Origin of the sequence: Aquimarina mycalae, from assembly GCF_029906345.1 — a bacterium.
In the GTDB taxonomy this organism is placed as follows: domain Bacteria; phylum Bacteroidota; class Bacteroidia; order Flavobacteriales; family Flavobacteriaceae; genus Aquimarina.
Genome location: NZ_JARYGY010000006.1, coordinates 22,849 through 49,196, shown reverse-complemented (window position 1 = coordinate 49,196; position 26,348 = coordinate 22,849). Strand labels below are relative to the sequence as shown.

Below are 26,348 nucleotides of genomic sequence, written 5' to 3'. Positions count from 1 at the left end.
CACATGGGAAACGTTATAGAAATCAGAAACATTATCAGAAATTTCCAACTGGGTCAAGAAACCGTATATGTTCTTAAAGGTATTGACCTAGATATTAAACGAGGTGATTATTTAGCTATTATGGGACCTTCAGGGTCTGGTAAATCTACCTTAATGAATCTTTTAGGATGTCTGGATACACCAACAGATGGTTCATATAATCTAAATGGAAATGATGTAAGCAAAATGACCGATGATGAACTAGCTGATATCAGAAATAAAGAAATCGGATTCGTTTTTCAAACTTTTAATCTACTACCAAGAACTACGGCTTTGGACAATGTGGCATTACCAATGGTTTATGCAGGAACTTCTAAAAAAGATAGAAATGCCAGAGCTGAAGAGGTATTAACCGATGTTGGTCTTGCGGATCGTATGGATCACAAACCTAATCAACTCTCTGGAGGACAACGACAACGTGTTGCTGTTGGTCGTGCTCTTGTAAACAAACCTTCTATAATTTTAGCAGATGAGCCAACTGGTAACCTAGATTCTAAAACATCTTTGGAAATTATGCAGTTGTTTGATGATATTCACGCTGCAGGTAATACTGTTATTTTGGTAACTCACGAAGAAGAAGTTGCTGCTCATGCACATCGCGTGATTAGATTACGAGATGGAATAGTTGAAAGTGATACCAGGAATCGATAGTTTATAACATTAGAAAAATCTATAAATCACGCATAATATGATTGAATAGAAAATCACCAAAGTTATTCCTAATCTATATTTTTGAACTATTTTATTCATTAAAATAATTATTAGAAAAAGCCTTAAAGAATATGATCTTTAAGGCTTTATATTTTATTACAAATCTGATCTTATCTTTTTATGAATCGTTGGATTCCTCTACCTTGGTCTGTTTCGATAATTAAAAAATATACTCCTTTGTTAAGAGATGAAACATCTATTTGAGTACTATTAGTTTCTAATGCTTTAATTTCGTTTCCTAATATTGAATACAGGCGAATAGAACTGATTACTTCATCAGTTTTGATATACAAATCATTACTTACTGGATTTGGATACACTATAAAAGTTACAGGAAATTCCTGATCATTAACTCCTAAGGTGAGACCGCTAAAAGTAGCCGTTATATTTGTATTACCGCTAATAGTTACTTGCAATGGATTTGTATTTCCAGAAGCATCACCACTCCATCCGTCAAATTGCCAATTTTGATCTGCTACTGCTGTTATTGTTACTACTTCTCCATTAGTATATGTTCCTCCATCTGGAGATAAAGTAACATTTCCATTCCCAGTTGTGTTAACCACTAATGCATATTGAACTTGACTAAATGTAGCGGTTACTGTCTTATCAGCATCCATTGTTAACATTAATGGATTGGTCGAACCTGTAGCATCACCACTCCATCCATCAAATTGCCATCCCGTAGCTGGAGTTGCTGTTAAAGTAGCTATAGTTCCATCATTAAATGCAGTACCAGTTACAGGAGTTACACTTCCGTTTCCTGTAGTATTGATCGTTAATGTACGTTGAATCTGGCTAAACATAGCAGTTACCGTTTTATCTGCATCCATCGTTAACTGTAATGGATTGGAAGTTCCTGTAGCATCATCGCTCCATCCATCAAATTGATATCCTGGATCTGGTGTAGCCGTTAGGGTTACCAATGTGCCATCATCATATGTTCCATTAGTTGGATTAGGATTAGTGGTTACTGTCCCATTCATCGAATTGACAGTTAATGTTCTAAAAACAGGAGCAGATGAACCAAATTCATAAGACCCCATATCAATAGTAGCATTAAAAATTCTTTGATTACCTAATAAATCTAATGCTCCGACCATAGCACCATTATCACCAGAATCTATAGCTGGTGACCCAGTTTGTAATGTAAAATCATTATTTACAAAATCTGTAAAAAGAGGATCATTACTTGATGAGTTAACAGCAGTTACTCCAGAGGGAAGCCCAGAAAAATTATTCTCATCTATAGAATTACTCACTGTCATTGTTGAAGGAACATCAATAATATGATGCACCATAACACTAGTTACACCACCTACTCCTGTATTACCCCAAAAGATATTATTAGCAAGATTACTTGTTGCGTTATTTGCACCTGTACTTTTACCGATCCCAACTGTAGATCTATTTAAATTATTCACAGAAGCTCCAGTACCTATATCTTCGTTATTTACATAGGTATTATTTGTAAGTGTAACGCTTATCGAAGAATTCCCTGCAAGATCTCTAAACCACCCTGCACTTCCTGCAACCCCAAGAAGAGAGCCATTATCCTGTGTTATATTTCCATTAAACAATGAATTAGAAATTGAAAAAACCGCATTACTCCCAGCACTGCCAGTATACCCATATATACTTGATCCCCATCTGGCTAAGTTTTTAGTGAAAACTGAGTTTTCTACAGTCACAAAACCCGTATTATTCTGAAATGATTGTCTATTAACGATACTAAAAATTCCTCCAGCGGTATCAAAAGCTACATTATTTTTAATAATACAGTTACTTACAGTAAGACCTAATGCACTAGACCTTTTGTATATCGCAGCACCATTCTTTCCTTCAGAGTTTGTTCCATTTGCATGTCCATCAGAAATTGTAAAACCATCAATAGAAATATTGCTCGTTGCATTTCCAATAATTACAACATTATAAGCATTGTCAGCTCTAGTTGTATTTGAAAAAGATAAAATAGTATCATCATTCCCCATAAAATCCCCTGACAATATGGTTTCATTATTCCTAAAATCTCTTTCCGAAACATTAGTTTCTGTACCTATAAAACCACCGTATAATTTTACTCCTGAGCTTGAAATTAAAAAAGAATTACTTCTATCGGAATCATCTGGTGTATATGTTCCTTGTGCAACCCAAACTTCCTCATTACTTGTAATTATAGATAAAGCATCATATAAAGATGTAAAAGCATTAGCCCATGAAGATCCGTTATTTTCGCCTGTTGCATTTACATCTACAAATACTTTCCCTATAACTCTTAGGGTTGTAAAATCTACTGGAATAGACCACGAACTGTTTATAGTACACTGCTCTCTTATATACAATTTATAATTTGTGAAAGAATCTAGATTATTAATAGTAGTGGATGAAGTAGCACTTACGTTTGTAATGATTGTTGCATTAGAAAAAGGTTCTGATTCTTTATGATATGCTAGATCATATGTTCCAACTCCTGAAACATCAACATTTACCGAATTAACAGTAATAGAAGATGTAGATACAATATTAGAATCAGGAGGCAAACAAAAATTGTTATCCTCTGCAACTTGCACTATTTCTGTATTGGATAATATTCTTGTATAGATATTGATATCATCAATAGCATCCTGATACCTGTTTATGTTAGGTAAATCATTTGTTTTATTATTTCCTATTGTTATGTTTCCATTTGTATCGTGAGATTCGGAAAGATATTGATTACCTGCTGAACCATTTCGTATATCGCCTCCTGATCCCATACTTGCACCATCTATATAAATTTCTCCAATATTTCTGGCAGTATCGGTAGCTCCTGATGATGATGTAGTAAGTGTGTTAGAAATTGTAAGAGTCACATGATGCCAATCTCCATCATTAACTAATTTATCAGCTAACACTCCGCCGCCTCTATAACTCCCGTTACTGCTATATCTAACACGTAATGAAAAACCTACCTTTCCATCTTTTAGATAGATATAATATCCTGCCCAAGTATCATCCGCCTGATTACTTCTACCATTTGTATCTTCAAAAATAGTTTTCACATCGGTATCATTAGTCGTAGTGTTGATCCAAAAACTAATTGTTGCTGTGTTTCCTAAATTAAAAACATCATTTGGATAATCTATGTCTATTCTTGTTAAATGATCACCTCCTAAATTCACAGCATTATTAGTATTCAAAAACCTATCATCTACGGTCGTCAAAGATGTTCCAGTCTGTGTTAAGCTATTTCCATTTGCTGCATCTGTAAAAGCTCCATTTGTAAATTCATATTGAGCTGTTAAATTGTTTGTAGGGATTTGTCCAAAAACCATACTAGTTATGAATAGCACTACATAAAGTATTTCTGTTTTCATATTCTGTTTTTTAAATTCATATGAAACAAAAATGCCTATAATGATGGCTGATTAACTCGCTTTTTTTCTGAAAGTCTTGTTTTTTTTTCTGAAAGTAATACTTAGAATACTTCTTTAATAACCCTTATGAATTCTTCTTTCTTGTCTTTGGCTATTGGTATAGTTTTATTATTCTCCATAATCAAATGATACCCATCTTTTTTAGAGAGTTCTTTAATATGTTTTAAATTAATCAAGTAAGATCTATGCGGTTTATAAAAAATAGATTTAGATTCTAGTTGGAGTATAAAATGTTTTAAGGGCTTACATATCAACTCCGTTTTATTCCCCTGAAGATATACTTTTGTATACATCCCATCTGCTTCAAAATAGAGTACATCATCATGAGATACAAAAATAATCCCTTTTGGTATATCTAAGGCTAATTTGTTTAATGACAATTGTTTGAATGATTTTTTTAAATCTTCAAACTTATCATTAATCGTTCTTTCTTTTGCAGAAATCACAGCTTTATCTACTGCAACTTTTAGCTCCTCTATATCTATAGGTTTTAGCAAATAATCTATTGCAGAAAGTTTAAATGCTTCTACTGCATATTGATTGTACCCAGTAGTAAAAATAATTTGAAATGTTACTTCTTCATCTTCAAAAAAATCTAAAATTTGAAGTCCCGAATGTTGAGGCATTTCTATATCCAAGAACACGATATCTGGTTCTTCTGCTTTAATCAATTGTACACCCGACTCTAAATCTGAAGCCTGTATTATTGTTGTAATATCTTTACATTCGCCTTCAATCAAAGCTTGTAATAATCTTCTTGCTTTATTCTCATCATCTATTACTAGTGCTTTCATACATTATTTTTTTAAGGGAATTGTAATTGTAACCTTAGTACCCATTGCTTTTTTTTCTTGGTATAAATCAACAATATCTACTGTTATCTTATGCTCTCGAGTTGTATTCAATAATTCTACTCGTTGCTGATTTGCGTTTGTAGCAAAAGAATTATGGGAAGGTTTATGTTTAAGATTTATCTGCTCTGATGCTTTACGACCGATTCCATTGTCGATAATCATACATTGTAAAGTATCATTTTTACTATTCATCTTATATTCAATTGTAAGTTTTCTATTTTCTTTTTTATGCAGTAATCCATGTTTTAATGCATTCTCTACATAAGGCTGAATAAATAAGGGTGGCACTTTTATGACATCTACAGACAATTGCTCATCTGCACTAATTGTATATTCTAATACGTCCTCAAAGCGATCTTTTTCTAACTCTAAATAAATTTTTAGCGCATGTAATTCTTCTTTCAATGTAATTTCATCAGTTCTACTATGTTCTAAATACATACGAATCAATCTAGAGAATTTAACCAAAAAAGCACTTGCTAAATTTTTCTCATTAAGTACTATATATTCTTGAATTGAATTTAACGCATTGAATATAAAATGCGGATTCATTTGTGAGCGTAAGTTTTCTAACTGAGATAATACTAGTTGTTTATTGATTCTTTCTTTATCCAACACTTCTTCTTGACGCTTTTTTATTTTTCTTATTTTCTGCAAAAAATATTGCCAAATAGAAGCAATACTTACTAAAAATACTCCGAAATAGAACCACCATGTTTTCCAAAAGGGTTTTTTTATAAAGAATAGTATTTCTTTTATCTCACTCTGATTAATTGAAGTATTTAGTACTGGTCGCACTTGAAACCTATAACTTCCCGTAGCTAAACTATTATATTTCACACTATTTTCTCCAGTATCTGTGGTTATCCACGTATCCCTATACCCCACTAGTCTATATTGATAATTCCCTTTTTGGCTAAACGATATACCATTAACATTAAAGCTTATTTTTATGGCATTCTGATCATACTCTAATTTATAACTATCTAATATTTCTACTTCATTTTCATTAATTTCAATGCTGTCTATATATATATTTGAAGACGATGCTTTTTTAAAAACCTTGGTTTTATCAAATCCTATAAGCCCTTTATTTGATGATAGAACAACTTGGTTTCCTAATATTTGTATCCCTGATATTTTATAAGAAGGTATACCATCTGTTTTTGTCAAATTTTTAAACGTTTTGGTATCTATATTCAAAACCTGAACACCTTTTGAAGTTGCAATCCAAAGATTGTTATCATCAGATTGTAGATATTCTATCTGATTAGACAACAAACCTTTTGAACTATCGTAATGACTTATTACTTTATTATCTTTTATAGCAAATACTCCATTTTTAAATGTACCAACCCATATCGTATTATCCTTTGTTTGTGTTATGGAAATGGCTAAAATATCGATATCATTATATGTGATTTTCTTTTGTTGATGTCCATCTAGAACTACTAAACCATCTACATATGCTATATAACCTACCTTTTTTAGAATATCATAGAATGTAGTATATGCTCTTTTATCATCTGTAAGTATGAAATTTTTATTAGCGCGTTTCGAAAAATAAGATACACTCCTATATGTGCAATAAAGTAAAGAATCATTATTTATTTTTGAAAAGCTTTTTACACCTTCATAAAGAATATTTTTATTACTTTCTAGAGTGTTTTTATTAATAAAGTAAGAGCTATTATCTGTTGCTACATAACTATATTTTTTGGTAGCATGATACAATATACTAGAAACTTTGGTATCCAGATCTCTAGATTTTAATTGTAAACTATTAATATTAAATATACTGACAATGCCGTCTACTGTTCCAAAAAACAAAGATGAATTCCCATCAGAATCAAGTTTGGTTATGTTTCTTATTTCATGAGGAATTTGATAATCGATAATTTCGATGTTAGGGATAACAAATATTCCATTTGTTAATGTTGTAATCCAATAATTTTCATCCTTATCTATAATTACTTTTGTTACTTTTTGATCAGAGAAAAAGTGCTTTATCAATTCAAATTTTTCTTTATTTTTTTTATAAATATAAATACCCGTATTGGTCAAAACCCAGATCGCATCTTTTAATACATTTATAGCATTTATTTTTTTATTTTCAATTTCCTCAAAACCCTTTATTTTCTTTATTCTACCTGTATTAAAATCTACATTAGAAAAAGAATTTTTATTACTTGGAGTTTCTTGAACAATTTTCATATTCCCGTAACATACCAATTGCGATCTACCTCTGGATACTAATCCTATTTCACCAAATTCATCATATGCAAGTATAGGTTGTTTCTTATATTCATTGAATAATTGATCAAATACCCATAAACTATCATTACTGATCAAAAAATACTGATTATCGATATGTCTAATTTTACTAAGACCATAAGACAATTCTATTTTTTTCAAAACATTCTTAGCCTCTAGACCTACTTCATACATAGATATACCATTGGTAATCAAAAGCTTATCCTCAGTAACTATAAAATCTGCTAATTGCCCTTTTAGTTGATCTTTAAGGTCTATAAATTGTATCAGTTCATCCCCTTCTACATAAAAAAACTGACCCGAAATATTCGTACACCAGATACGCCCTGATGCATCTTCAAAAAGAGAAAAAACAGAAAGCCCTCTTTTTTTCGGATTCGTATATTGGGTAAATGATTTTCCATCATATCGAAAGAAACCTTTATCTGCTGCCAACCAGATAAATCCTTTACTATCTTCAAGAATATCATAGAATTCAATATCGGGTAACCCATCCTTTTCTGAAAGATGAATACTCACAGGATGTTGTGCCCAACTGCAATAAGTACAAAGGATTAAGGTTAAATAAATGAATTGCTTAAGCATACGTATAATAGAAAAACTAAGTTCTCAAAACTACAATTTAGTTTAAAAATCTTAACTTTTTTCTTCTAAAACGCCTTAATTAGTTTCTAAATGACAAATTCATATTATTAATAATCTACTTATAGAAATCTTATTGGTTACCTATTTTTAATTCGTATTTTGGTGTTTTACTAATTCGAATTTCTATATGCAACCCATACATATTCTCTTTTTAATCGCTGCTTATTTTGGTGTACTTCTTTTAATTTCATACTTCACAGGAAAAAACTCAGGAAATGACGCTTTTTTTAAAGCCAATAAACAATCTCCTTGGTATGTTGTAGCTTTTGGAATGATCGGGGCTTCGTTAAGTGGGGTAACCTTTATTTCTGTTCCAGGAGCGGTAGAAAAAATAGGTTTTGGGTATTTTCAAGTTGTATTGGGTTATACTATTGGGTATTTTGTAATAGGAGCCATATTACTTCCTTTATATTATAGATTAAATCTAACTTCAATTTACACATATCTTGATGAGCGTTTTGGTAATTATGCATACAAAACTGGAGCTTCATTTTTTCTAATATCCAGAATTACTGGTGCCAGTTTTAGATTATTCTTAGTTGCTAATGTATTACAAACCATATTATTTGATGCAATTGGCATTCCATTCTGGGTTACGGTTATTGTCACGATTTTATTAATTTGGTTATATACTTTTAAATCAGGAATCAAAACGATCGTATGGACCGACACCTTACAAACACTATTTATGTTAATAGCATTAGGTGTAGCTATTTATTTTGTTTCTGATGGACTTGGAATTTCTGGAGCTGGAATATTTAGTTATGTAATGGACAGCGATCTATCTCAAGTATTTTTCTTTGAAGATTTCAAAAGTGCCAATTATTTCTGGAAACAATTTATATCGGGTATTTTTATTGCGATTGTAATGACAGGATTAGATCAGGATATGATGCAGAAAAATTTAACCTGTCGCAGTCTGAAGGATGCACAGAAAAACATGTTCTGGTTTACAATTGTATTAACCATTGTAAATTTCATCTTTCTAGGATTAGGATTACTACTTACGCAATATGCTTCAATCAATGGAATTGACGCACATAAAGATCAACTCTTCCCTATTATAGCAACTCAAAGTGGATTAGGTATTGGAATGGCTATATTTTTTGTTCTAGGGCTTATTGCAGCTGCATATAGTAGTGCTGATAGTGCTTTAACCTCATTAACCACCTCTTTTAGTATAGATATTTTAGATATTGAAAAAAAATATAATGAAAAAGATCAAGTCAAAACAAGAAAGAAAATACACGTACTATTTTCAATAATTTTAGTTTTAGTAATCATCGTATTTAAATACGTGATCAGAGATGCCAGTGTAATTACCAAGCTATTCATTTTTGCTGGATATACGTATGGCCCATTATTAGGACTTTATGCTTTTGGTTTGTTCACTAAACAAAAAGTAAAAGACAATCTAGTTCCAGCTATAGCAATTCTGTCTCCTGTTCTATCATATATTATTAGTGACAACAGTGCTACCTGGTTCGGCTTTGAATTTGGTTTTTTTATTCTAATACTTAATGGTTTACTTACCTTCCTTGGATTAATATTGATTCGTAGAAAGTAACACTAAGGTACATGCCACTTCTACTTCGATATTGGATTGTTTTAGCATTTCGTAAAACTCAGAATTCTCTGTTCCTGGGTTGAAAATTACTCTTTTAGGACTGAGGCTCACAATGTATTCATAGTATTGTCTCTGACGAGACGGATTAAGATATAAAGTAATGGTATCAATATTTTCAAAAGGAATTAAGGTTGTCTCTATTTCCACACCAAAAACTTCTCCTTTACGAAGTCCAATAGCTACAACATCGTGATGATAACGCACTAATCTATCAATTGCTAGATAAGAATATCGATTGGGTTTTAAGGATGCTCCTAATACTAAAGTCTTCTTTGACATATTTTTTTAAAAATTTATTTGCAAAATAATACTTTAAAACATGGGTAATATAGCGTTCAAACGTTAAAAATAAACAGCAAAATGTTAAAAACAAAAATCACGTGTAACATAAGCCTTATCTCTCACGTCTTATAAATAAGAAATATGATTTTTCATAAATTTAGTTAGTTAGTTACTTAATAATCAAATTTTATTCATAGTTGATGGTTAGTGTTACTATTTGATTATTATAGAAGACCGCCCCTTATTAAGGGGCGGTTTTTGATTTTATAATTTATTGTTAAAAACAGTTATCTAGTGTAACAGACTTTATACTGAGTCGTCATATACCAAACACGCCTAATCACCGTGTATAAAAAGGAAAAAACTGTACTATTCTATTATGCAATACAAAGTACAGTGTTTAGCATAAAAATCAATCAAATAAACGTTCAGATGAAAACAATCAATCAAAAAGTAATTTCATTATTTTTATTATTATGCTGTGCATTCGTGATGGCACAACCTAATAATAATGCAGTTGTAGGAACTGTTAAAGGAAAAGTAATTGACAAAAATCTTAATGAGCCAATTCCCTATGCAACCATTATTATTAATGATGGAGCAGAAAAATTAATAAGTGGAGGTATCACTACAGATGATGGTTCATTTTTAATTGCCGACATACCTAAGGGAAATTATATTTTAAAGATTCAATTTATAGGATACACTAGTCATAGTCAACCTATCGAAATTTCACGAAAAAGCAAAGATATCGATGTGGGTACTATTTCTTTAGAAGAAGAAGCTCAGGCATTAGATGATGTAACCATAGTAGCAGAACGCACCACTATTGAACAAAAAATTGATCGAAAAGTAATCAATGTAGGTAAAGATTTAACCACAACTGGTGGTAGCGCTGCAGAAATTATGAATAACATCCCATCAGTTAATGTAGATCAGGATGGTAATATTGCTCTAAGAGGAAATCAAAATGTTCGGATTCTAATCGATGGCAAGCCTACTAACATTTCTGCAGCTCAATTACTGAAACAAATCCCTTCTACCTCTATAAAAAAGATAGAATTGATTACCAATCCATCAGCAAAATATAATCCAGAAGGTATGAGTGGGATTATAAATATTGTTTTGCATAAGAATAGTAATATTGGTTTTAACGGAAATATCAATCTTGGATTAAACTTTGACAAAAATGCCAGATTTAATAGTTCCGTTGATCTAAACTACAGAAGCGGTAAAATAAATGTATATGGTAATTACGGGAATAATATTACTAAAAATCTAAACGGAGGTTTTGTATTTAGAGCAGATGAGAATTCACGGCAAGATTTTAGATTTTTAGACAATAATAAATCACACTTATTTAAAGTCGGTATTGATTATTACATCAATGACAAGAATACTGTTTCAATATACACTAATCAAAATTTATTTGATGGTATTACAGCAGGTACTACAGATATTATCTTATTAGATACTCCCCAAAACAATACTACTCAAAATTTAATAAGCGATAGTGATAATATAGGATCTACCTATAATTTTGATTACAAGCATGATTTTGCCAAAGAAGGACATAATATAGAATTAGAAATAGACTATAATGTTTTTGAAAGTGATAGTGATGACGATTTTAGGTTTATCAATGGGTTTTTACCTAATTATAATGATCTAATCAATAATAATAGAGAAAACACAACTATTAATCTAGATTACGTAAATCCATTATCAGAAAAAACAAAACTAGAATTGGGTTACGAAGCAAGGTTGAGAAGAACTGATAATGATTATAAATCTACTCTTTTTGATGATTCTAAATACAGTTATAATAGAGACATCCATTCATTATATGCAACTTACGGGAAAAACTATGAAAAATGGTCATATCAATTAGGTGCTCGATTCGAAAGTTATGAAGTAGAAGCTATTCTGGATGGGGAAAAAGTTTTTGAAGATGATTACATTACTGTATATCCATCTGCATTCTTATCGTATGCTCCAGGAGAAAAAAACACGTATCAGTTAAGTTATAGTCGACGTGTAGACAGACCAGGATTAAATCAGGTAAATCCAATACGAGAATGGAGTACGCCTAGAGTTACTTCTAGAGGTAACCCAGCATTGGATCCGCAATTCACTAATTCTGTAGAGTTTAATTATACCAGAAGGTTAAAAAGTGGTTCTATAACTGGTGGTGTCTTTTATCGAATTATCAACGATGAAATCAACCAAACATTGCTAGCAGATCCTAACGTAGATCAAGGGCAAATACTAACTTTTGACAATTTTGATGACAACTCGGCGTACGGATTAGAAATATCTAGTAATTATAGAGTTACAAAATGGTGGAACTTTAATGCTAGTTTTGATTTATACAGTCAAACTCAGAAAGGTATTGTCGAAAGTTTGGTAGTAGAAAATGGTGTAGAAACCGCGGTACCAATCTCTAGAGAAGTAGATGCTTTGGTGTATAACTTTAGAATGAACAATAATATAAAAGCTACTAAAAATCTAACATTTCAGGTATTTGGTTTTTATCGAGGGGAACAAGAAGGAATCCAATTTAAGACTAAACCTTTTTATTTTGTAAACACAGGAGCCAGATATAACTTCTTGCAAGGAAAAGGGACAGCGAGCATTAACTTTAATGATATTTTTAATACAATGCGATTTAGATTTTCTGGAGATTTCCCTTATGAACAAAGTGGACAGTTTCAAGGAGAAACGCAAACTATATTTCTTGGGTTATCATATCGCTTTGGAAGTGGAAAAAACAGAAAGGTTTCAAGAAAACGTAGAGATAAAAACGAAAAATCAGGAGGTGGGGTACTTTAAATTTATCACATAAAATGTTAATATGATAAAAAATTCGCATATTATTTGTTAAATTTAAGTATTATTAAATAAATAGCTCCTAAAGTTAAATAAATGTAAAAAACACAATCTTTTTGTAACACTATACATTTTATTACGTCTATTATAGTACCAATATGGTTATGATTTATTTGAATTAGCCTTTAAAGAAAAAAAATAACCGGTGATTACAAAAAATAAATCGCGAAGCTTAAAAGCTTCGCGATTTTATATCTATAGTCGATTTGTAACTACCACCTGATAATTGCACTTCCCCAAGTAAAACCACTTCCGAAAGCAGCAAGTACTACTAAGTCTCCATCTTTAATTTTTCCATTTTCCCAAGCTTCTGTCAACGCAATTGGAATTGATGCAGCTGTAGTATTCCCGTATCGTTGAATATTATTATAAACCTGATCATCTGATAACCTAAATTGTTTTTGCACAAATTGCGAAATCCTAAGATTTGCCTGATGAGGTATCAACATATTGATATCTGTTGCATTTAGATTATTAGCGTGTAAACCTTCATTTATAACTTCAGAAAAACGAACTACTGCATTCTTAAATACAAACTGCCCATTCATATAAGGGTAATACGGAATATTTTCCTGATTATTTTCCTCTATAATTTCTGGCACCCAATGTTCTGTACTTGGTCCTTCTAAAGATAACTCCTTTGCATGTGCTCCTTCACTATGTAAGTGAGTAGATAATACTCCACTTCCATTTTCATCTTCACTTCTAGATAAAACCATTGCTCCTGCTCCATCTCCAAAAATTACAGAAACTCCTCTACCTCTAGTAGTCATATCCAGACCTCCACTATGATTCTCGCTACCAATAATCAAAACATTCTTGTACATTCCTGTTTTAATAAACTGATCTCCTACAGATAATGCATATACAAAACCACTACATTGATTACGAACATCTAATGCAGGAACCGTCTTCATATCCATCATATCCTGCACTCGTACTCCTCCTCCAGGAAAGTACATATCAGGGCTTAATGTTGCAAAAATGATCAGATCAATATCATCTTTGGTCAATTGGGCTCGTTCTATAGCAATTTTTGCTGCTTTTACTCCCATTACAGAAGTACTATTTCCATCTCCTTTCTTAATATGACGTCTTTCTTTTATACCTGTACGTTCCTGAATCCAAGCATCATTGGTATCCATTATTTTAGAAAGATCATCATTAGTTACAACATTTTCAGGAACATAACTTCCTAATCCTGTTACTTTTGAAGTATACATATATTATAGTATTGAGTGTGTATTGTGCGTAATTATACCAATTACTTTTTATTCTAAAAAAAACTGAAGCTCAAGATATGTATTCTTATGTTTTTGATAAAAGAAACTGCAATCTTATTGTATGCATGCATAGTAAATCGCGTTTTGTTTTAAAAAATAAACGGATAGAATTACTCCATTACCATACCTAAAACTTATGATATTAATAGAAGTGATTATTTTCTGAACATTTTACAATCTTAGAATGGTTTTTACAACTGTTTTATTACTACCATTAATTTCAATTGTATATAAACCAGAGGGAAAAGGATGTAGCGACAATGTGTTTCTTTTAGATAAATTACGATTCTCCTTGACGATTTCTCCCTTTTTGTCATAAACAACATAAAAGACACTAGAATCATCAGAATGTAAATCAATATAGATAGCGTTTGCTAGTTCGTTAGAATATACCGAAAATGTATTTTTCAGCACATCCTTTGTACTATTATTACTTCTCGATTTTGTTTCCATCACTTAATCCTTTTTCCTATTCCAGTCTAACTTGATCTTAATATTTATTGGTTAAAGCAAATATTTTATCATAACCAAATTTAGGAAATCTGAAGTTCAAAAAACATACGTAACCTTACCTAATTTTATCGATTATTCGATAAAAGGGTTATTTTATCTATAAAAGTAGTTCTTTGTTCTTCTGTGACCAGATCAATAATGAATTTGGTTTTTTATCTAACTCTAGTTTTTTTATGATATTGGCTCTATGTCTTTCTACTGTTCGTACAGAAATATTAAATAAATCAGCAATCTCATTACTTGTCTTTTCTTCGGCAATACGTTTTATAATCTTAATTTCAGAAGGAGTTAATTTCTCTAAATAAGCACTTGAAACTTCAGAGTTTCCAAATCTTTGATAAATTTTCTTACTAAAATAAGGTTCATCATTCATAACGCTTTCTATGCAACTTTCTATTTCTGGTAACGCAAATTCTTTTAACAAATACCCTTGTATATTGAGTTTCAAGGCATCTTCAAATACCTTTTTCTCTTTATGCAGCGTTATCAATACGATTTTAGTGGTAATATTATGTTGTTTACATTGTTTTGCTACGTCCAATCCTGATAAATTTGGCATTTCGATATCCAAAATTGCTAAATCAGGTTTCAGTTTTACAATATTATTATATGCAGAAAGACCATCAGAACAGGCCGCAACAATAGTATGTTTTTTTTCTTTTAAAAACTCTTCGAGACCTTTAAGCAATAATGGATGATCATCTGCAATTAAAATATTAGGCTTGTTCATACTTAGGTATATTGAATATCAATGTTGTCCCTTTATTAATTTCTGATAAAATCTTAAAGCTAGCCTTTAGAAAATTAGATCGTTCACTTAATGTTTTTAGACCTATTTTAGAAACTGACAGCTTTTCTTTGGTTATATCAAATCCTTTTCCATTATCCTTAATTACTATTTCTACATTATTTGCTTTATTATGAACGATAATTTCAGCTGAATTAGCATTAGAATGTTTAAGTATATTATTAAAACTTTCTTGTACTAGTCTATAAATATTTATTTCTTGCTCTTGATCAAAGACCTGATCTATATCTTCAATTTCTGCAGAAATAAAAATATCATAATTCTCATCAATCATTTCTACGCTACTCTGAAGCGTTACTGTTAGTCCCATCTCCTCCAATTTAAATGGATGAAGGTTTCTCGATATTTCTCTAACTTCATCAATTACCTCATCAACTACTTCTGCCGTTTTAATATCTTCTTTTTGGATCAATTTATTTTTTATCAATAACAAACTTTGTCCAACACTATCATGCAGATCTTTAGAAATTCTCTTACTCAATCGCTCTTGAGTTTGTAACAGTTCTTGCAAAAAAGATTGTTGCAACCTTTTATTTCTGAGCAATAATGTTTTATTGCGATACAGATAAATGACTAGAAAAAGTAAACTTAAACCAATACCACCAAAAATCAATAAATTCCTTTTTCCTTTATTCTTAATTTCTAAGGCTGAGATATTTACTTTTTGTAATGCTATCTGATTATCTCGTTTTTCTGTTTCATACAGCGTTTGGTAATATATCACACTATTAGATCTGGTAATATTATATACGGAATCTTTAAGCTTTAAATGACGGTCAAGATGTATTGTAGCTTGTTTATAATTATTTAAACTTTTGTTTGCTCTATAGAGTTCCTTTTCCAGATGTACTTGTGCTCTTATATCTCCAGATTTTTTAAAAATATCAATTTCTTCATTAAAAATTTGGATAGCCTCGTTATAGTTACCTTCTGCTACTTTTAGTCTTCCAAGCGATTTTAGATAAAAAATCCTATCATATGGACCATTGATTAATGCAGTACTTAACTCTAAAGTATCTATATGTTTTCTTGCCAATTCAATATTATCCTGTTTTGCATAAAATTCACCAACATACGCTCTTGCTCTAAAAATTTGGGCAAAATTATTACCTACTTTTTTAGATAACCTAAGTGCTTTTAACAAAGCTATTTCTTCTTTCTTATATTCTTTCTTCTTAATAAAATCCCGTGCATCATTAATACTTAATTCAGAAAGAACATTATAATCTATACGCTCATTGTTAGTTAGCATATCTCTAATTTTCTTTCTTTCATCAAAAGATAAGTCTAAAAGATATAACTGACTATAAATCCCTGAAACTGCCAATCCAGTATATGCGACATAAGCAGTATCCTTCATCTTATTATATAGTTTTTGTGATTCTTGATACTTTAATAGAGCTTCTGTAAGGTTTCCTAAACGTTCACTTGATTGTCCTGAAAAGAAAGTAGCATCTGCTTCATAAATAGAATCTTTACTTTGGTGAAATAATCCCTTAGCTCTATCGTAATCCTTGATCGCTATAGCCAGATTGTCAATTTGATAATACGCACCAGCTCGCTTTAGATATAATTGTCCTAAATTAAACGGTTTCTTTATTCTAATACTATCTTTTAGGGCGTTATTTATAATGATCAATGCAGAATCTGGCTTACCTATTATCTGTAAATAATGATTCGATAGTCGTGCAGTTTTCTTGGATGCCTTATCATAATCTTCCAGCTTTTTAGCTAGATTAATATAGTCAAAACAATATGTAGGGTATTCTTTTTGATAAAATTCAAAATCATCATCAATTATGGCATAGATCTCCTTTGATAAAGAGTCTAACAACAATAATTTTTGATTTTCATTATGGATGTCTTTAACCTGTTTGATAAGAGAATTTATATGCTCTCTTTCTTGTGCAAAAGAAATAACATTCAGAGCTAAGCCCAGAATTAATGGAATTATTTTTTTTAACATTGTTAGGTTTTATTTAAGAGTAAGCCAGTTGTTTTTAAGAGAAATCTATTCTTTCAAAATCTAAAGTTCATAAAAGTTGTTAAAAACTAAAACTATTCTAGTATTTATTTGTCATAATACAACTATTTAGATGTGAATAACCAGAAAGCTACGCTTTATGAAAAAGATTTCTTACAATAATGGTTTTAATAAAAATAAGAATACCTAATCGATTTCTTTGCATAAACTTTAAAAACTACTAAAAAATCGAAAGGCACGCCAACCACAGCATGCCTTTCTAACAACCTAACCAATAAATAAACAAACCAAAGCCAGTCCAGTTGACTGGCTAAAGGTACTCTTCAAAATTTTTGACACGAATCTTAGCTTTTAGATCGTGCAATAAATTATATAAGCCAAAAAAAGTTCTATTGATATACAAAAAGTGTTTACTACCTCTGTTACCATTCATTTTTCTGAGCGTTGTATCCTTAGAATATTTTTCACTTAATGCCGTAATGTTTTCCCAAAATTCTTTATTTCCAAAATCAAAAACCTCTTCATTAAAAGGTCTAGTAAAAAGACTAAGCATTTCATAGAATAACCCCGAGAAAAATGCTTTTTCTTCAGAAGAATCATCTTCTCGGAGTATTTCCAGCTCGAACATCTTTAGGGCAAAAAAATCGGGGTTTTCTATATTTTCTTTTTCTGCTAGCTCAAAATATGGTGTATAAAATTCCATGGGAACTTTCTTCACACAACCAAAATCAATCGCTATTAAATTATCATCTTCATCTATTAGGAAATTTCCTGGATGAGGATCGGCATGTACTGCTTTAAGAATATGCATTTGATACATATAAAAATCCCAAAGAGCTTGACCGATCTTATCTGCTTTTTTCTGATCCGTATTATGTTTTGCAAACTCACTAAGGTGAATTCCATCCATCCAATCCATCGTAATGATACGCTTGCTGGATAGTTCTTCATAATAACAGGGGAATTTTAGATTAGGGATTTTTGAACAAGCTTTTGTAATCTCTTTACTTTGCTGTACTTCTAACACATAATCGGTTTCCTCCAGAAGTTTTCCTTCTAACTCCTGAAAATACTTATCAGAATCTTTTCCTTTTAGATTGAACATTCTGATGGCGATGGGTTTTACCATCGCCAAATCAGAACTTATGCTGTCTGCAACTCCAGGATATTGAATTTTCACAGCAAGTTTTTTCCCGTCTTTAGCTGCTTTATGTACCTGTCCGATACTGGCAGCATTAACCGATTGAGTTGCAAACGTATCGTATAATTCCTCAGGATATTTCCCGTGATATTTTTTAAATGTTTTTCTTACTAAAGGTGCTGATAATGGTGGAACACTAAATTGTGCCAATGAGAACTTTTCTACATATGCATTTGGCAACAAGTTCTTTTCCATGGATAGCATTTGTGCTACTTTTAGCGCACTACCCTTTAAGCTTTTTAATCCATCATAGATATCAGCAGCATTATTTTCATTAAGCTGATCCCTAGTTGTCTTAGGATTCACAGCTTTCTTACTATAATATTTAAGATAATTTCCACCTACCTTCACTCCTGTCTTTACCAGCTCTGTTGTGCGTCCAATCTTCGAAGTAGGTATTTTATCGATTGTTTTCATTCTATATTTTTAATAGTCTTCAATCGTTCAAGATGCTTACAAAATTTAATTCCACATTGTTTTTTCTTTCCAAAGAAATTTTCCAAAATCTAATACATTAGTAAGCGGTGTATTGTCAAATAAGTCAAATACAGTATTTACCGATTTCTCTATTGCAATATCTGTTTTTTCAAAATCTGCAGAATCATCATCCATCCAAAACTTTAAAAGAAATAAGAATTGAAACCAAGCTCCTTCTGAGTATACAGATACTGGATTTTTTGTAATATTAAATAGCTTATCTCCATTATCTACCTCAATCAATTCTTTTGCAAATCCTTTAATATGTTTTCTCAATCCTTTCAGTTGCCCAATATTTTTTAGTGGCATCTCATGATATTGCAACGTTAATAGCACGTAACTTCTATTTAAAGTCAGTAATTCAAAAAATGTATAAAAGAACGTGAGCATTTTATCTTTACTTGATAATCCTTCATATTCTTTATTGTTATTCATTGCATCAATAGTAGTACTAAAAAAAGTATTCCAAATTCCTTTGTTTACACTATCCAAACTGCCGAAAAATTTATAAAAATCTTCTTCTTTTATTTTGGAATCTTTACAAAATCTATATACAGATTTTGGGTAGCTATCATTTTCCAAAACATAATGCATATACTCTGTAATGATGTATTGACTATCAATTGTTTGATTTTTATTTGACGAAGCCATAAATTGGGTAGTTTAATTATGTAAATATAACGATTGTTTAACTTTTTTAATAAAATCTTAAACGAAAAATATGTTAAAGTTATTTCATAAAAAATGAAACCTAACTAATAACTTTTACAATAGACGTAATTCACTTACAATACTTACGTTTTTATTACATCCACCTTATTTCTGTGTCAGTTTGTCAGCCATGTGTAATTGGTATTTTTTTTGACTATAAAATCATTCATAAGTGATAATTAAAATTAAAACACAATAGAAATGGCAACAGGAAGTATTAATGTATCTGTAGAAAACATTTTTCCTTTGATAAAAAAATTCTTGTATTCAGATCATGAGATCTTTTTACGAGAACTAATATCTAATGCGACAGACGCAACTCTTAAACTAAAGCACCTAACCAATATCGGAGAAGCTAAGGTAGAGTATGGTGATCCTAAAATTGAAGTTAAAATTGATAAGGATAACAATAAACTTCATATCATCGATCAGGGAATTGGTATGACAGCTGAAGAAGTTGAAAAATACATCAATCAAGTAGCTTTTTCTGGAGCAGAGGAATTTTTAGAAAAATACAAAGATAGTGCTAAGGATTCTGGGATCATTGGTCATTTTGGACTTGGTTTCTACTCTGCTTTTATGGTAGCAGATAAGGTAGAAATCATTACCAAATCTTATACCGATGCACCAGCAGCGCATTGGACTTGTGATGGATCTCCAACGTATACCATTGAAGCTCATGACAAAGCAGAAAGAGGTACAGAAATCATTTTACATATAGGAGAAGATGATACCGAATTTTTAGAAGAGAGCAGAATTAGCGAACTATTGGTAAAATATAATAAGTTTATGCCTGTTTCGATCAAGTTCGGAACTAAAACTGAAACATTACCAAAACCTGAAGGTGCCAAAGAAGAAGATCCTGCACCAACTCAGGAAGTGGATAATATTATCAATAACCCTAGTCCTGCATGGACGAAACAACCTTCTGATCTTAAAGACGAAGATTATAAAGGTTTTTATAGAGAATTGTATCCAATGCAATTTGAAGAACCTTTATTTAATATACATCTTAATGTAGATTATCCTTTTAATCTTACAGGTATTTTATATTTTCCGAAACTTGGGCAGGATATGAATATCCAAAAGGATAGAATTCAATTATATCAAAATCAGGTTTTTGTAACGGATAATGTAGAAGGTATTGTACCTGAATTTCTTACAATGTTGCGTGGTGTTATTGATTCTCCAGATATTCCTTTAAATGTATCCAGATCGTACTTACAAGCAGATGGAGCAGTAAAGAAAATCTCAAGTTATATTACGCGTAAGGTAGCCGATAAATTAAACTCTCTATTTAAAAACGATAGAGAGGATTTTGAGAAAAAATGGAATGATATAAAAGTTGTGATCGAATACGGAATGCTTTCTGAAGATAAGTTCTTTGAAAAAGCAGATAAGTTTGCACTTTATCCAACAGTAGATGACACCTTTTTTACGTTTGAAGAATTACAAGAAAAAATTAAAGAAAATCAGACTGATAAAGATAATAAGTTGGTAGTTCTTTATGCATCTAATAAAGATGAGCAACATGCTTATATTTCTGCTGCAAAAGATAAGGGATATGAAGTTTTACTATTAGATTCTCCTATCGTTTCTCATTTAATCCAAAAACTAGAAACAAGTAAGGAAAATATCACTTTTGCTCGTGTAGATGGAGATCATATTGATAATTTAATCAAGAAAGATGAAGAAACGATTTCTAAATTATCTGATGAAGAAAAAGATGCTTTAAAAGTAGATTTAGAAAAAGTAATTCCTGCTGATAAATATACTGTACAATTAGAAGCAATGGATAGTAATGCTTCTCCTTTTATGATCACACAACCAGAGTTTATGCGTCGTATGAAAGAGATGCAACAAACAGGTGGCGGAGGAATGAATATGTTTGGTAATATGCCAGAGATGTTCAACCTGATTGTAAATACAAATCACGAATTGATCGGACAGATTAAGGACACTAAAACTGATAAGAAAAAAGAACGCTTGATTAAGCAATCTTTAGATTTGGCAAGACTTTCTCAAAATTTATTGAAAGGAGAAGAATTGACAGAGTTTATCAAACGTAGTTTTGAAATGATCAAATAAGAGTATTATACACTTTTAATATATTAAGACCGCTTCGTTGTTAGTTTCAAAACGAAGCGGTTTTTGTTTATGATCTAAAGTATTACATAATTTATTATTTTTATGCATAATTTGTATCGATTTAGGTATAACGCAAATGAAAAATATAATCTATCTTTTTTTACTAATACTTACTGTATGCTTTAGCGCTAATGGTCAGGAAATTGTTTCTGGATATGTATACTTAAAAAACCCAAATAACTGGGAACATAAGGTGCAATTGAGCAAAGTACAATTGGATGACAGCAACAATAGTTATACTTATACACCTATAACAGCAGCAACTATTTCTGAAGAAGGGTACTTTACTTTTGATCAAAAATGGTTTGATAATAAAGATCAGTTATATAAAATTCATATTGATCCGATTCAGACAAAATCAAATATCAAAGAAACTATTACAAACTCTAAATTATTCATAGTATCCAAAAACGATTCTATTTATTTTAAAAAAGGAGTATCTCTTTTCGATTCTTATACAACGAATAATAAAGCGGATTTAGAATGGCAAGAATTAAAAAAATTCGAATCTAAATTCGATACTCTTCATGATGAATTTGATACTGAAAAGTATTTACTAAGGACTAAAGGATATGTAAAGGACTCATTACAAATTCTTTTAGTAAAATTATTGAGTATTAAAAAACTTGATGATAAACAATTACTAGAAAAAGACATTAAAAAAAATACTGCCTATTATACAGGACTATTAAAAGAATTAAAATCTAGCGAAATTGATCCTGCTTTATTTTTATACCTAGAAAATAAACTTTCCTTAGTATATAAAGAAAAAACTGACGAAAAATATTCGATCAGTATGCTTTTAAATGGTGTTGCTGGATTTATCATATTAATTCTTGTATTTTTTATTATTAGAAAAAGAAGGAATCGTCAAAACAACATATTAACTCCGTTAAGCAAGCAAGAAAAAACGATCAAAGCGTTAATTATTTCTGGAAAGAGTAATAAAGAAATTGCCAATGAATTATTTATTAGCATCAGCACTGTAAAAACACATATCTCTAACATTTACAGCAAATTGAACATCAGTAGCCGAAAAGAATTATTGATAAAAAAATAAAATCATACTAGTACTAGTACTTTATTACAACGTTTAATACAGCATTTTTTTTAATTTTTGAGCTTCATTTGATTACCTAAAAAAGGCAATCAATACAAATGAATATATCTCTTTTTAAAAAATGGAATCTTATACTAGGATGGGCTGTTTTTGTCATTTCACTTTCGGTGTATATCTGCACTGTAGAACCTACAAATAGTTTCTGGGATGTTGGAGAATACATCTCCACTTCTTCAAAACTACAAATCGGGCATCCTCCAGGTGCTCCTTTATTTCAGATGATTGGTGCTTTTGCTTCTGTTTTTGCATCACAACCAGAGCAAATCGCATATACCCTCAATATCACCTCAGCAATCGCTAGTGCATGTACGATACTTTTTATGTTTTGGTCAATTACTATGTTAATCACTAACCTATCAGCCTCTAATTCGCTCCCTTCGAAAAGTGCCAGTATCGCCATATTAGGAAGTGCAGCAACAGGATCCTTAGCATTCGCTTTTACGGATAGCTTTTGGTTCAATGCTGTCGAAGCAGAAGTATATGCTATGGCAACTTGTATTTTATCCGTTTTATTCTATTTGGGATTGTTATGGCAACGTGATATGAATAAACCCAAAGGAAACAAATGGATCATATTAATTTCGTTTATTATTGGTCTATCCTTTGGAGTACATTTTATGGGATTACTTTCAATCCCTGCAATTGGTTTACTCTACTATTTCAAAAACTATAAGCATATCACTATTAAAAATTTCATCATAGCTAATCTTATTGTAGTAGCTATTTTATTGTTCATTTTTAAAATGTTATTACCATACACGCTTACCTTTTTTGGAGTTTCCGAAATATTTTTTGTCAATTCTTTGGGGTTGCCATTCCATTCGGGTACTATCATTTCAGGTATAAGTTTAGTGATAAGTTTTTACTTAGGATTAAAATACACTAAAAGGAAATCCTTGCCGTTAATACACACTTCGTTACTGTGCATTATTTTTATTTTAATTGGGTTTTCTAGTTGGCTGATGATACCTATTAGAGCAAACGCTGGCACTGTAATTAATGAAAACAACCCTGACAATGCCAGAGAGTTATTAGCTTATTACAATCTGGAACAGTATCCCAAAACGCATCTTTTTTATGGTCCTCAATTTACTGAAACCTATAGTTACCTTGACGAGAACGAACCATTTCTAGATGACAAACCTAAATATGAAAAAAACAACACTACTGGAACATATGAAGTGGTTAACGATTGGAAAAATGCAAAGCAAAACTTAGACAACCATCACAAAACGCTATTACCACGAATGTGGAGCACAGAACACATTAGTAATTATATGTTATTTAGCGGACCTCTAAAATTCTCTATAAAAAATGAATATAAAGATGAAAAAGAGTTGGTAGACACTGTCATTAATTTTAGAAAACAATATGCTTCTGGTCAATTAGGCGGTGAAGATTATCACAAATTTCTGGAATCTTTTAGTCAGTTTTTAGATGTAGAACCTCCTTCATTTTGGGACAATCTGTCTTATTTATTTCAGTATCAAATTAACTATATGTATTGGCGGTATTTTATGTGGAATTTTGTCGGAAGACAAGATGATGTTCAAGGAAAACTATCTTCTTTGCATGGAAATTGGCTTAGTGGTATTTCTTTTATTGATGAATATCATCTGGGATCTCAAAAGAACTTACCTAATGACGCAATCAAAAATAAGGCTAGAAACACGTATTATTTTATTCCTCTTATTATTGGTTTAATGGGATTTGTATTTCAACTTAAACACGATAAAGCAAATTTTTGGGTATTGTTAGTGTTCTTTATATTCACAGGATTATCATTAAAAATATATCTTAACGAGCGACCCTTTGAACCTCGTGAAAGAGATTATGCATTGGTAGGTTCTTTTTATGTTTTTGCCATATGGATTGGATTCGGTGTCTATGCTTTTTTTGATATACTAAAAAATAAAATTCATCCTAAAAAAGCAGTATACAGTACAATATTAATAGGCCTAATCGGTGTTCCTTCATTGTTAATTGCTCAAAACTGGGATGATCATGATCGCTCTAATCGTTATACGGCTCAGTCCGCAGCAAAAATGTATCTATCCTCTTGTCAGAAAGATGCTATTTTGTTTTCAATTGGAGACAACGATAGTTTTCCATTATGGTATACTCAAGAAATAGAAGAGTATAGAACAGATGTACGCATACTAATCACCAATTTATTAGCAACAGATTGGTATGTAGATCAAATGAAAAATGCAGCGTATCTAGGTAAACCTGTACCTTCTGATTTAGAGCATTCATTTTATGCATACGGAAATAATGATGCTATTTTTTATAAGCCTGTAACCAAAGACACTATGCTCATCAAAAACTGGATGCGCTGGATAACATCAGATGATCACAGAACAAAAAGTGAACTTATCAGTGGAAAAATAATTTCTACTTTTCCTAGTAAACATATACGGATACCTGTAGATAAAGAAGCTGTATTAAGAAACGGTATTGTTTCAGAAAAAGATGCGGATAAAATTGTGCCTTATATAGACATTCATCTAAAAGGTAATTACATCCCAAAACACAGATTAGTTATGTTGGACATTATCGCTACTAATAATTGGGAACGGCCTATTTATTTTACTGGTGGTAGTTTTGGGGACGATGATTACATCTGGATGAAAGATTATCTACAACTAGATGGAATGACCTACAAACTTGTTCCTATCAAAAGTAAAATCAATCCTACAAACCCATATCAAATGGGAAGAATTGACACTGATGTGATGTATAAAAACGTTAAAGAATGGGATTGGGGAAATGGAGATAGTACAGAAATTTATCACGACATAGAAACCAGAAGAAACGGTATATCTTACAGAACCAACCTTGGGAGATTAGCAAATCAATTAGCCAAAGAAGGAAACATTGATAAAGCAGAAGAAATTTTAGATTTAGGACTTAAAAAAATGCCTATAGATATTTACGGATATTATACTCCGTTACATTCTTTTGTAGAAAATTATTATCGAATAAACAAAAAAGCAAAAGCAAAAGATTTATGGAGCAAAGTAGCTACAAAATATCAAGAGCAACTTTTATATTTTGCCAACTTATCTTATGAAAAACAAGAAGAACTTTTCGAAAGTATTATGGATAATGTAACCTATTATAAAAATCTTGTTGATATTATGGTAGAAAACGACAGTACAGCACTAGTGGATCGCGAAATTCGAACATTCAATCGGTATATTAATCTTTTTCCATCATTTTTTGCTGAACAAGAACAGTCGCTACCTAATAGAACTTTAGAAGATGATCAAAGTTTACTTAAAGAATTAAAATCAGCACAAGAAGTTAAGTAGTTTTAAAAAACAAAAAAACCTCCTGACCCAAGTTTTCAGGAGGTTTTTACTA

General features: G+C 31.1%; 16 protein-coding genes. 6 read left to right on the top strand and 10 right to left on the bottom strand.

Features of this window, described 5'->3' with window-relative positions:
* Window positions 1-3 precede the first annotated feature (3 nt).
* Entirely contained in the window at window positions 4-690 is a 687-nt protein-coding gene (locus QBK95_RS14795; protein ID WP_280935140.1) for an ABC transporter ATP-binding protein, read from the top strand.
* Window positions 691-860: 170 nt separating this feature from the next.
* Here the strand turns inward: QBK95_RS14795 and QBK95_RS14790 are convergent, their stop codons facing one another.
* The 3 genes from QBK95_RS14790 to QBK95_RS14780 form a co-directional block, all read right to left on the bottom strand.
* Window positions 861-4,106, bottom strand: a complete 3,246-nt coding sequence (locus QBK95_RS14790) for an InlB B-repeat-containing protein (protein WP_280935138.1) — start codon at window positions 4,104-4,106, stop codon at window positions 861-863.
* Window positions 4,107-4,207: 101 nt separating this feature from the next.
* Window positions 4,208-4,960, bottom strand: a complete 753-nt coding sequence (locus tag QBK95_RS14785; RefSeq protein WP_280935136.1) for a LytR/AlgR family response regulator transcription factor — start codon at window positions 4,958-4,960, stop codon at window positions 4,208-4,210.
* Between the two features lie 3 nt (window positions 4,961-4,963).
* Window positions 4,964-7,813, bottom strand: coding sequence for a sensor histidine kinase (locus QBK95_RS14780; RefSeq protein WP_280935134.1), 2,850 nt, complete (start codon window positions 7,811-7,813; stop codon window positions 4,964-4,966).
* Between the two features lie 253 nt (window positions 7,814-8,066).
* Between QBK95_RS14780 and QBK95_RS14775 the strand changes: the two genes are divergently transcribed.
* Window positions 8,067-9,506 carry a sodium:solute symporter gene (locus QBK95_RS14775; protein WP_280935132.1) on the top strand — a complete coding sequence of 480 codons (1,440 nt, stop codon included), beginning with the start codon at window positions 8,067-8,069 and terminating at the stop codon, window positions 9,504-9,506.
* Here the strand turns inward: QBK95_RS14775 and QBK95_RS14770 are convergent.
* A complete protein-coding gene (locus QBK95_RS14770) occupies window positions 9,483-9,845 on the bottom strand; it encodes a CoA-binding protein (RefSeq protein ID WP_280935129.1) in 363 nt (120 codons plus the stop codon). The genes QBK95_RS14775 and QBK95_RS14770 overlap by 24 nt on opposite strands.
* Before the next feature lie 435 nt (window positions 9,846-10,280).
* Between QBK95_RS14770 and QBK95_RS14765 the strand changes: the two genes are divergently transcribed.
* A complete protein-coding gene (locus QBK95_RS14765) occupies window positions 10,281-12,680 on the top strand; it encodes a TonB-dependent receptor (RefSeq protein ID WP_280935127.1) in 2,400 nt (799 codons plus the stop codon).
* A gap of 269 nt (window positions 12,681-12,949) precedes the next feature.
* Here QBK95_RS14765 and QBK95_RS14760 read toward each other — a convergent pair whose 3' ends face one another.
* From QBK95_RS14760 to QBK95_RS14735, 6 genes are all read right to left on the bottom strand, one after another.
* Window positions 12,950-13,960: a 3-oxoacyl-ACP synthase III family protein gene (locus QBK95_RS14760; RefSeq protein WP_280935124.1), complete on the bottom strand. Its 1,011-nt coding sequence runs from the start codon at window positions 13,958-13,960 to the stop codon at window positions 12,950-12,952.
* A gap of 231 nt (window positions 13,961-14,191) precedes the next feature.
* The gene (locus tag QBK95_RS14755) at window positions 14,192-14,473 is read right to left on the bottom strand and encodes a T9SS type A sorting domain-containing protein (protein ID WP_280935122.1); all 282 of its coding nucleotides are present in this window, start codon (window positions 14,471-14,473) and stop codon (window positions 14,192-14,194) included.
* 157 nt (window positions 14,474-14,630) lie between these two features.
* The gene (locus tag QBK95_RS14750; protein WP_280935120.1) at window positions 14,631-15,263 is read right to left on the bottom strand and encodes a response regulator; all 633 of its coding nucleotides are present in this window, start codon (window positions 15,261-15,263) and stop codon (window positions 14,631-14,633) included.
* The gene (locus tag QBK95_RS14745) at window positions 15,250-17,307 is read right to left on the bottom strand and encodes an ATP-binding protein (protein ID WP_280935119.1); all 2,058 of its coding nucleotides are present in this window, start codon (window positions 17,305-17,307) and stop codon (window positions 15,250-15,252) included. Before QBK95_RS14745 ends, QBK95_RS14750 begins: the two co-directional genes overlap by 14 nt.
* A 328-nt stretch (window positions 17,308-17,635) precedes the next feature.
* Window positions 17,636-18,943, bottom strand: coding sequence for an ABC1 kinase family protein (locus QBK95_RS14740; RefSeq protein ID WP_280935117.1), 1,308 nt, complete (start codon window positions 18,941-18,943; stop codon window positions 17,636-17,638).
* 45 nt (window positions 18,944-18,988) lie between these two features.
* Window positions 18,989-19,654, bottom strand: coding sequence for a TetR family transcriptional regulator C-terminal domain-containing protein (locus QBK95_RS14735; RefSeq protein WP_280935115.1), 666 nt, complete (start codon window positions 19,652-19,654; stop codon window positions 18,989-18,991).
* Window positions 19,655-19,915: 261 nt separating this feature from the next.
* On the opposite strand from QBK95_RS14735, the gene htpG reads away from it, so the two are divergent.
* The 3 genes from htpG to QBK95_RS14720 all read left to right on the top strand — a co-directional run bounded on the left by htpG (window position 19,916) and on the right by QBK95_RS14720 (window position 26,296).
* Window positions 19,916-21,802 carry a molecular chaperone HtpG gene (htpG, locus tag QBK95_RS14730; RefSeq protein ID WP_280935113.1) on the top strand — a complete coding sequence of 629 codons (1,887 nt, stop codon included), beginning with the start codon at window positions 19,916-19,918 and terminating at the stop codon, window positions 21,800-21,802.
* 136 nt (window positions 21,803-21,938) lie between these two features.
* A complete protein-coding gene (locus tag QBK95_RS14725) occupies window positions 21,939-22,922 on the top strand; it encodes a response regulator transcription factor (RefSeq protein WP_280935111.1) in 984 nt (327 codons plus the stop codon).
* 98 nt (window positions 22,923-23,020) lie between these two features.
* Window positions 23,021-26,296 (top strand): protein O-mannosyl-transferase family, encoded by a 3,276-nt coding sequence (locus tag QBK95_RS14720; protein ID WP_280935109.1) that lies wholly within the window; start codon window positions 23,021-23,023, stop codon window positions 26,294-26,296.
* The last annotated feature ends 52 nt before the right edge of the window (window positions 26,297-26,348 follow it).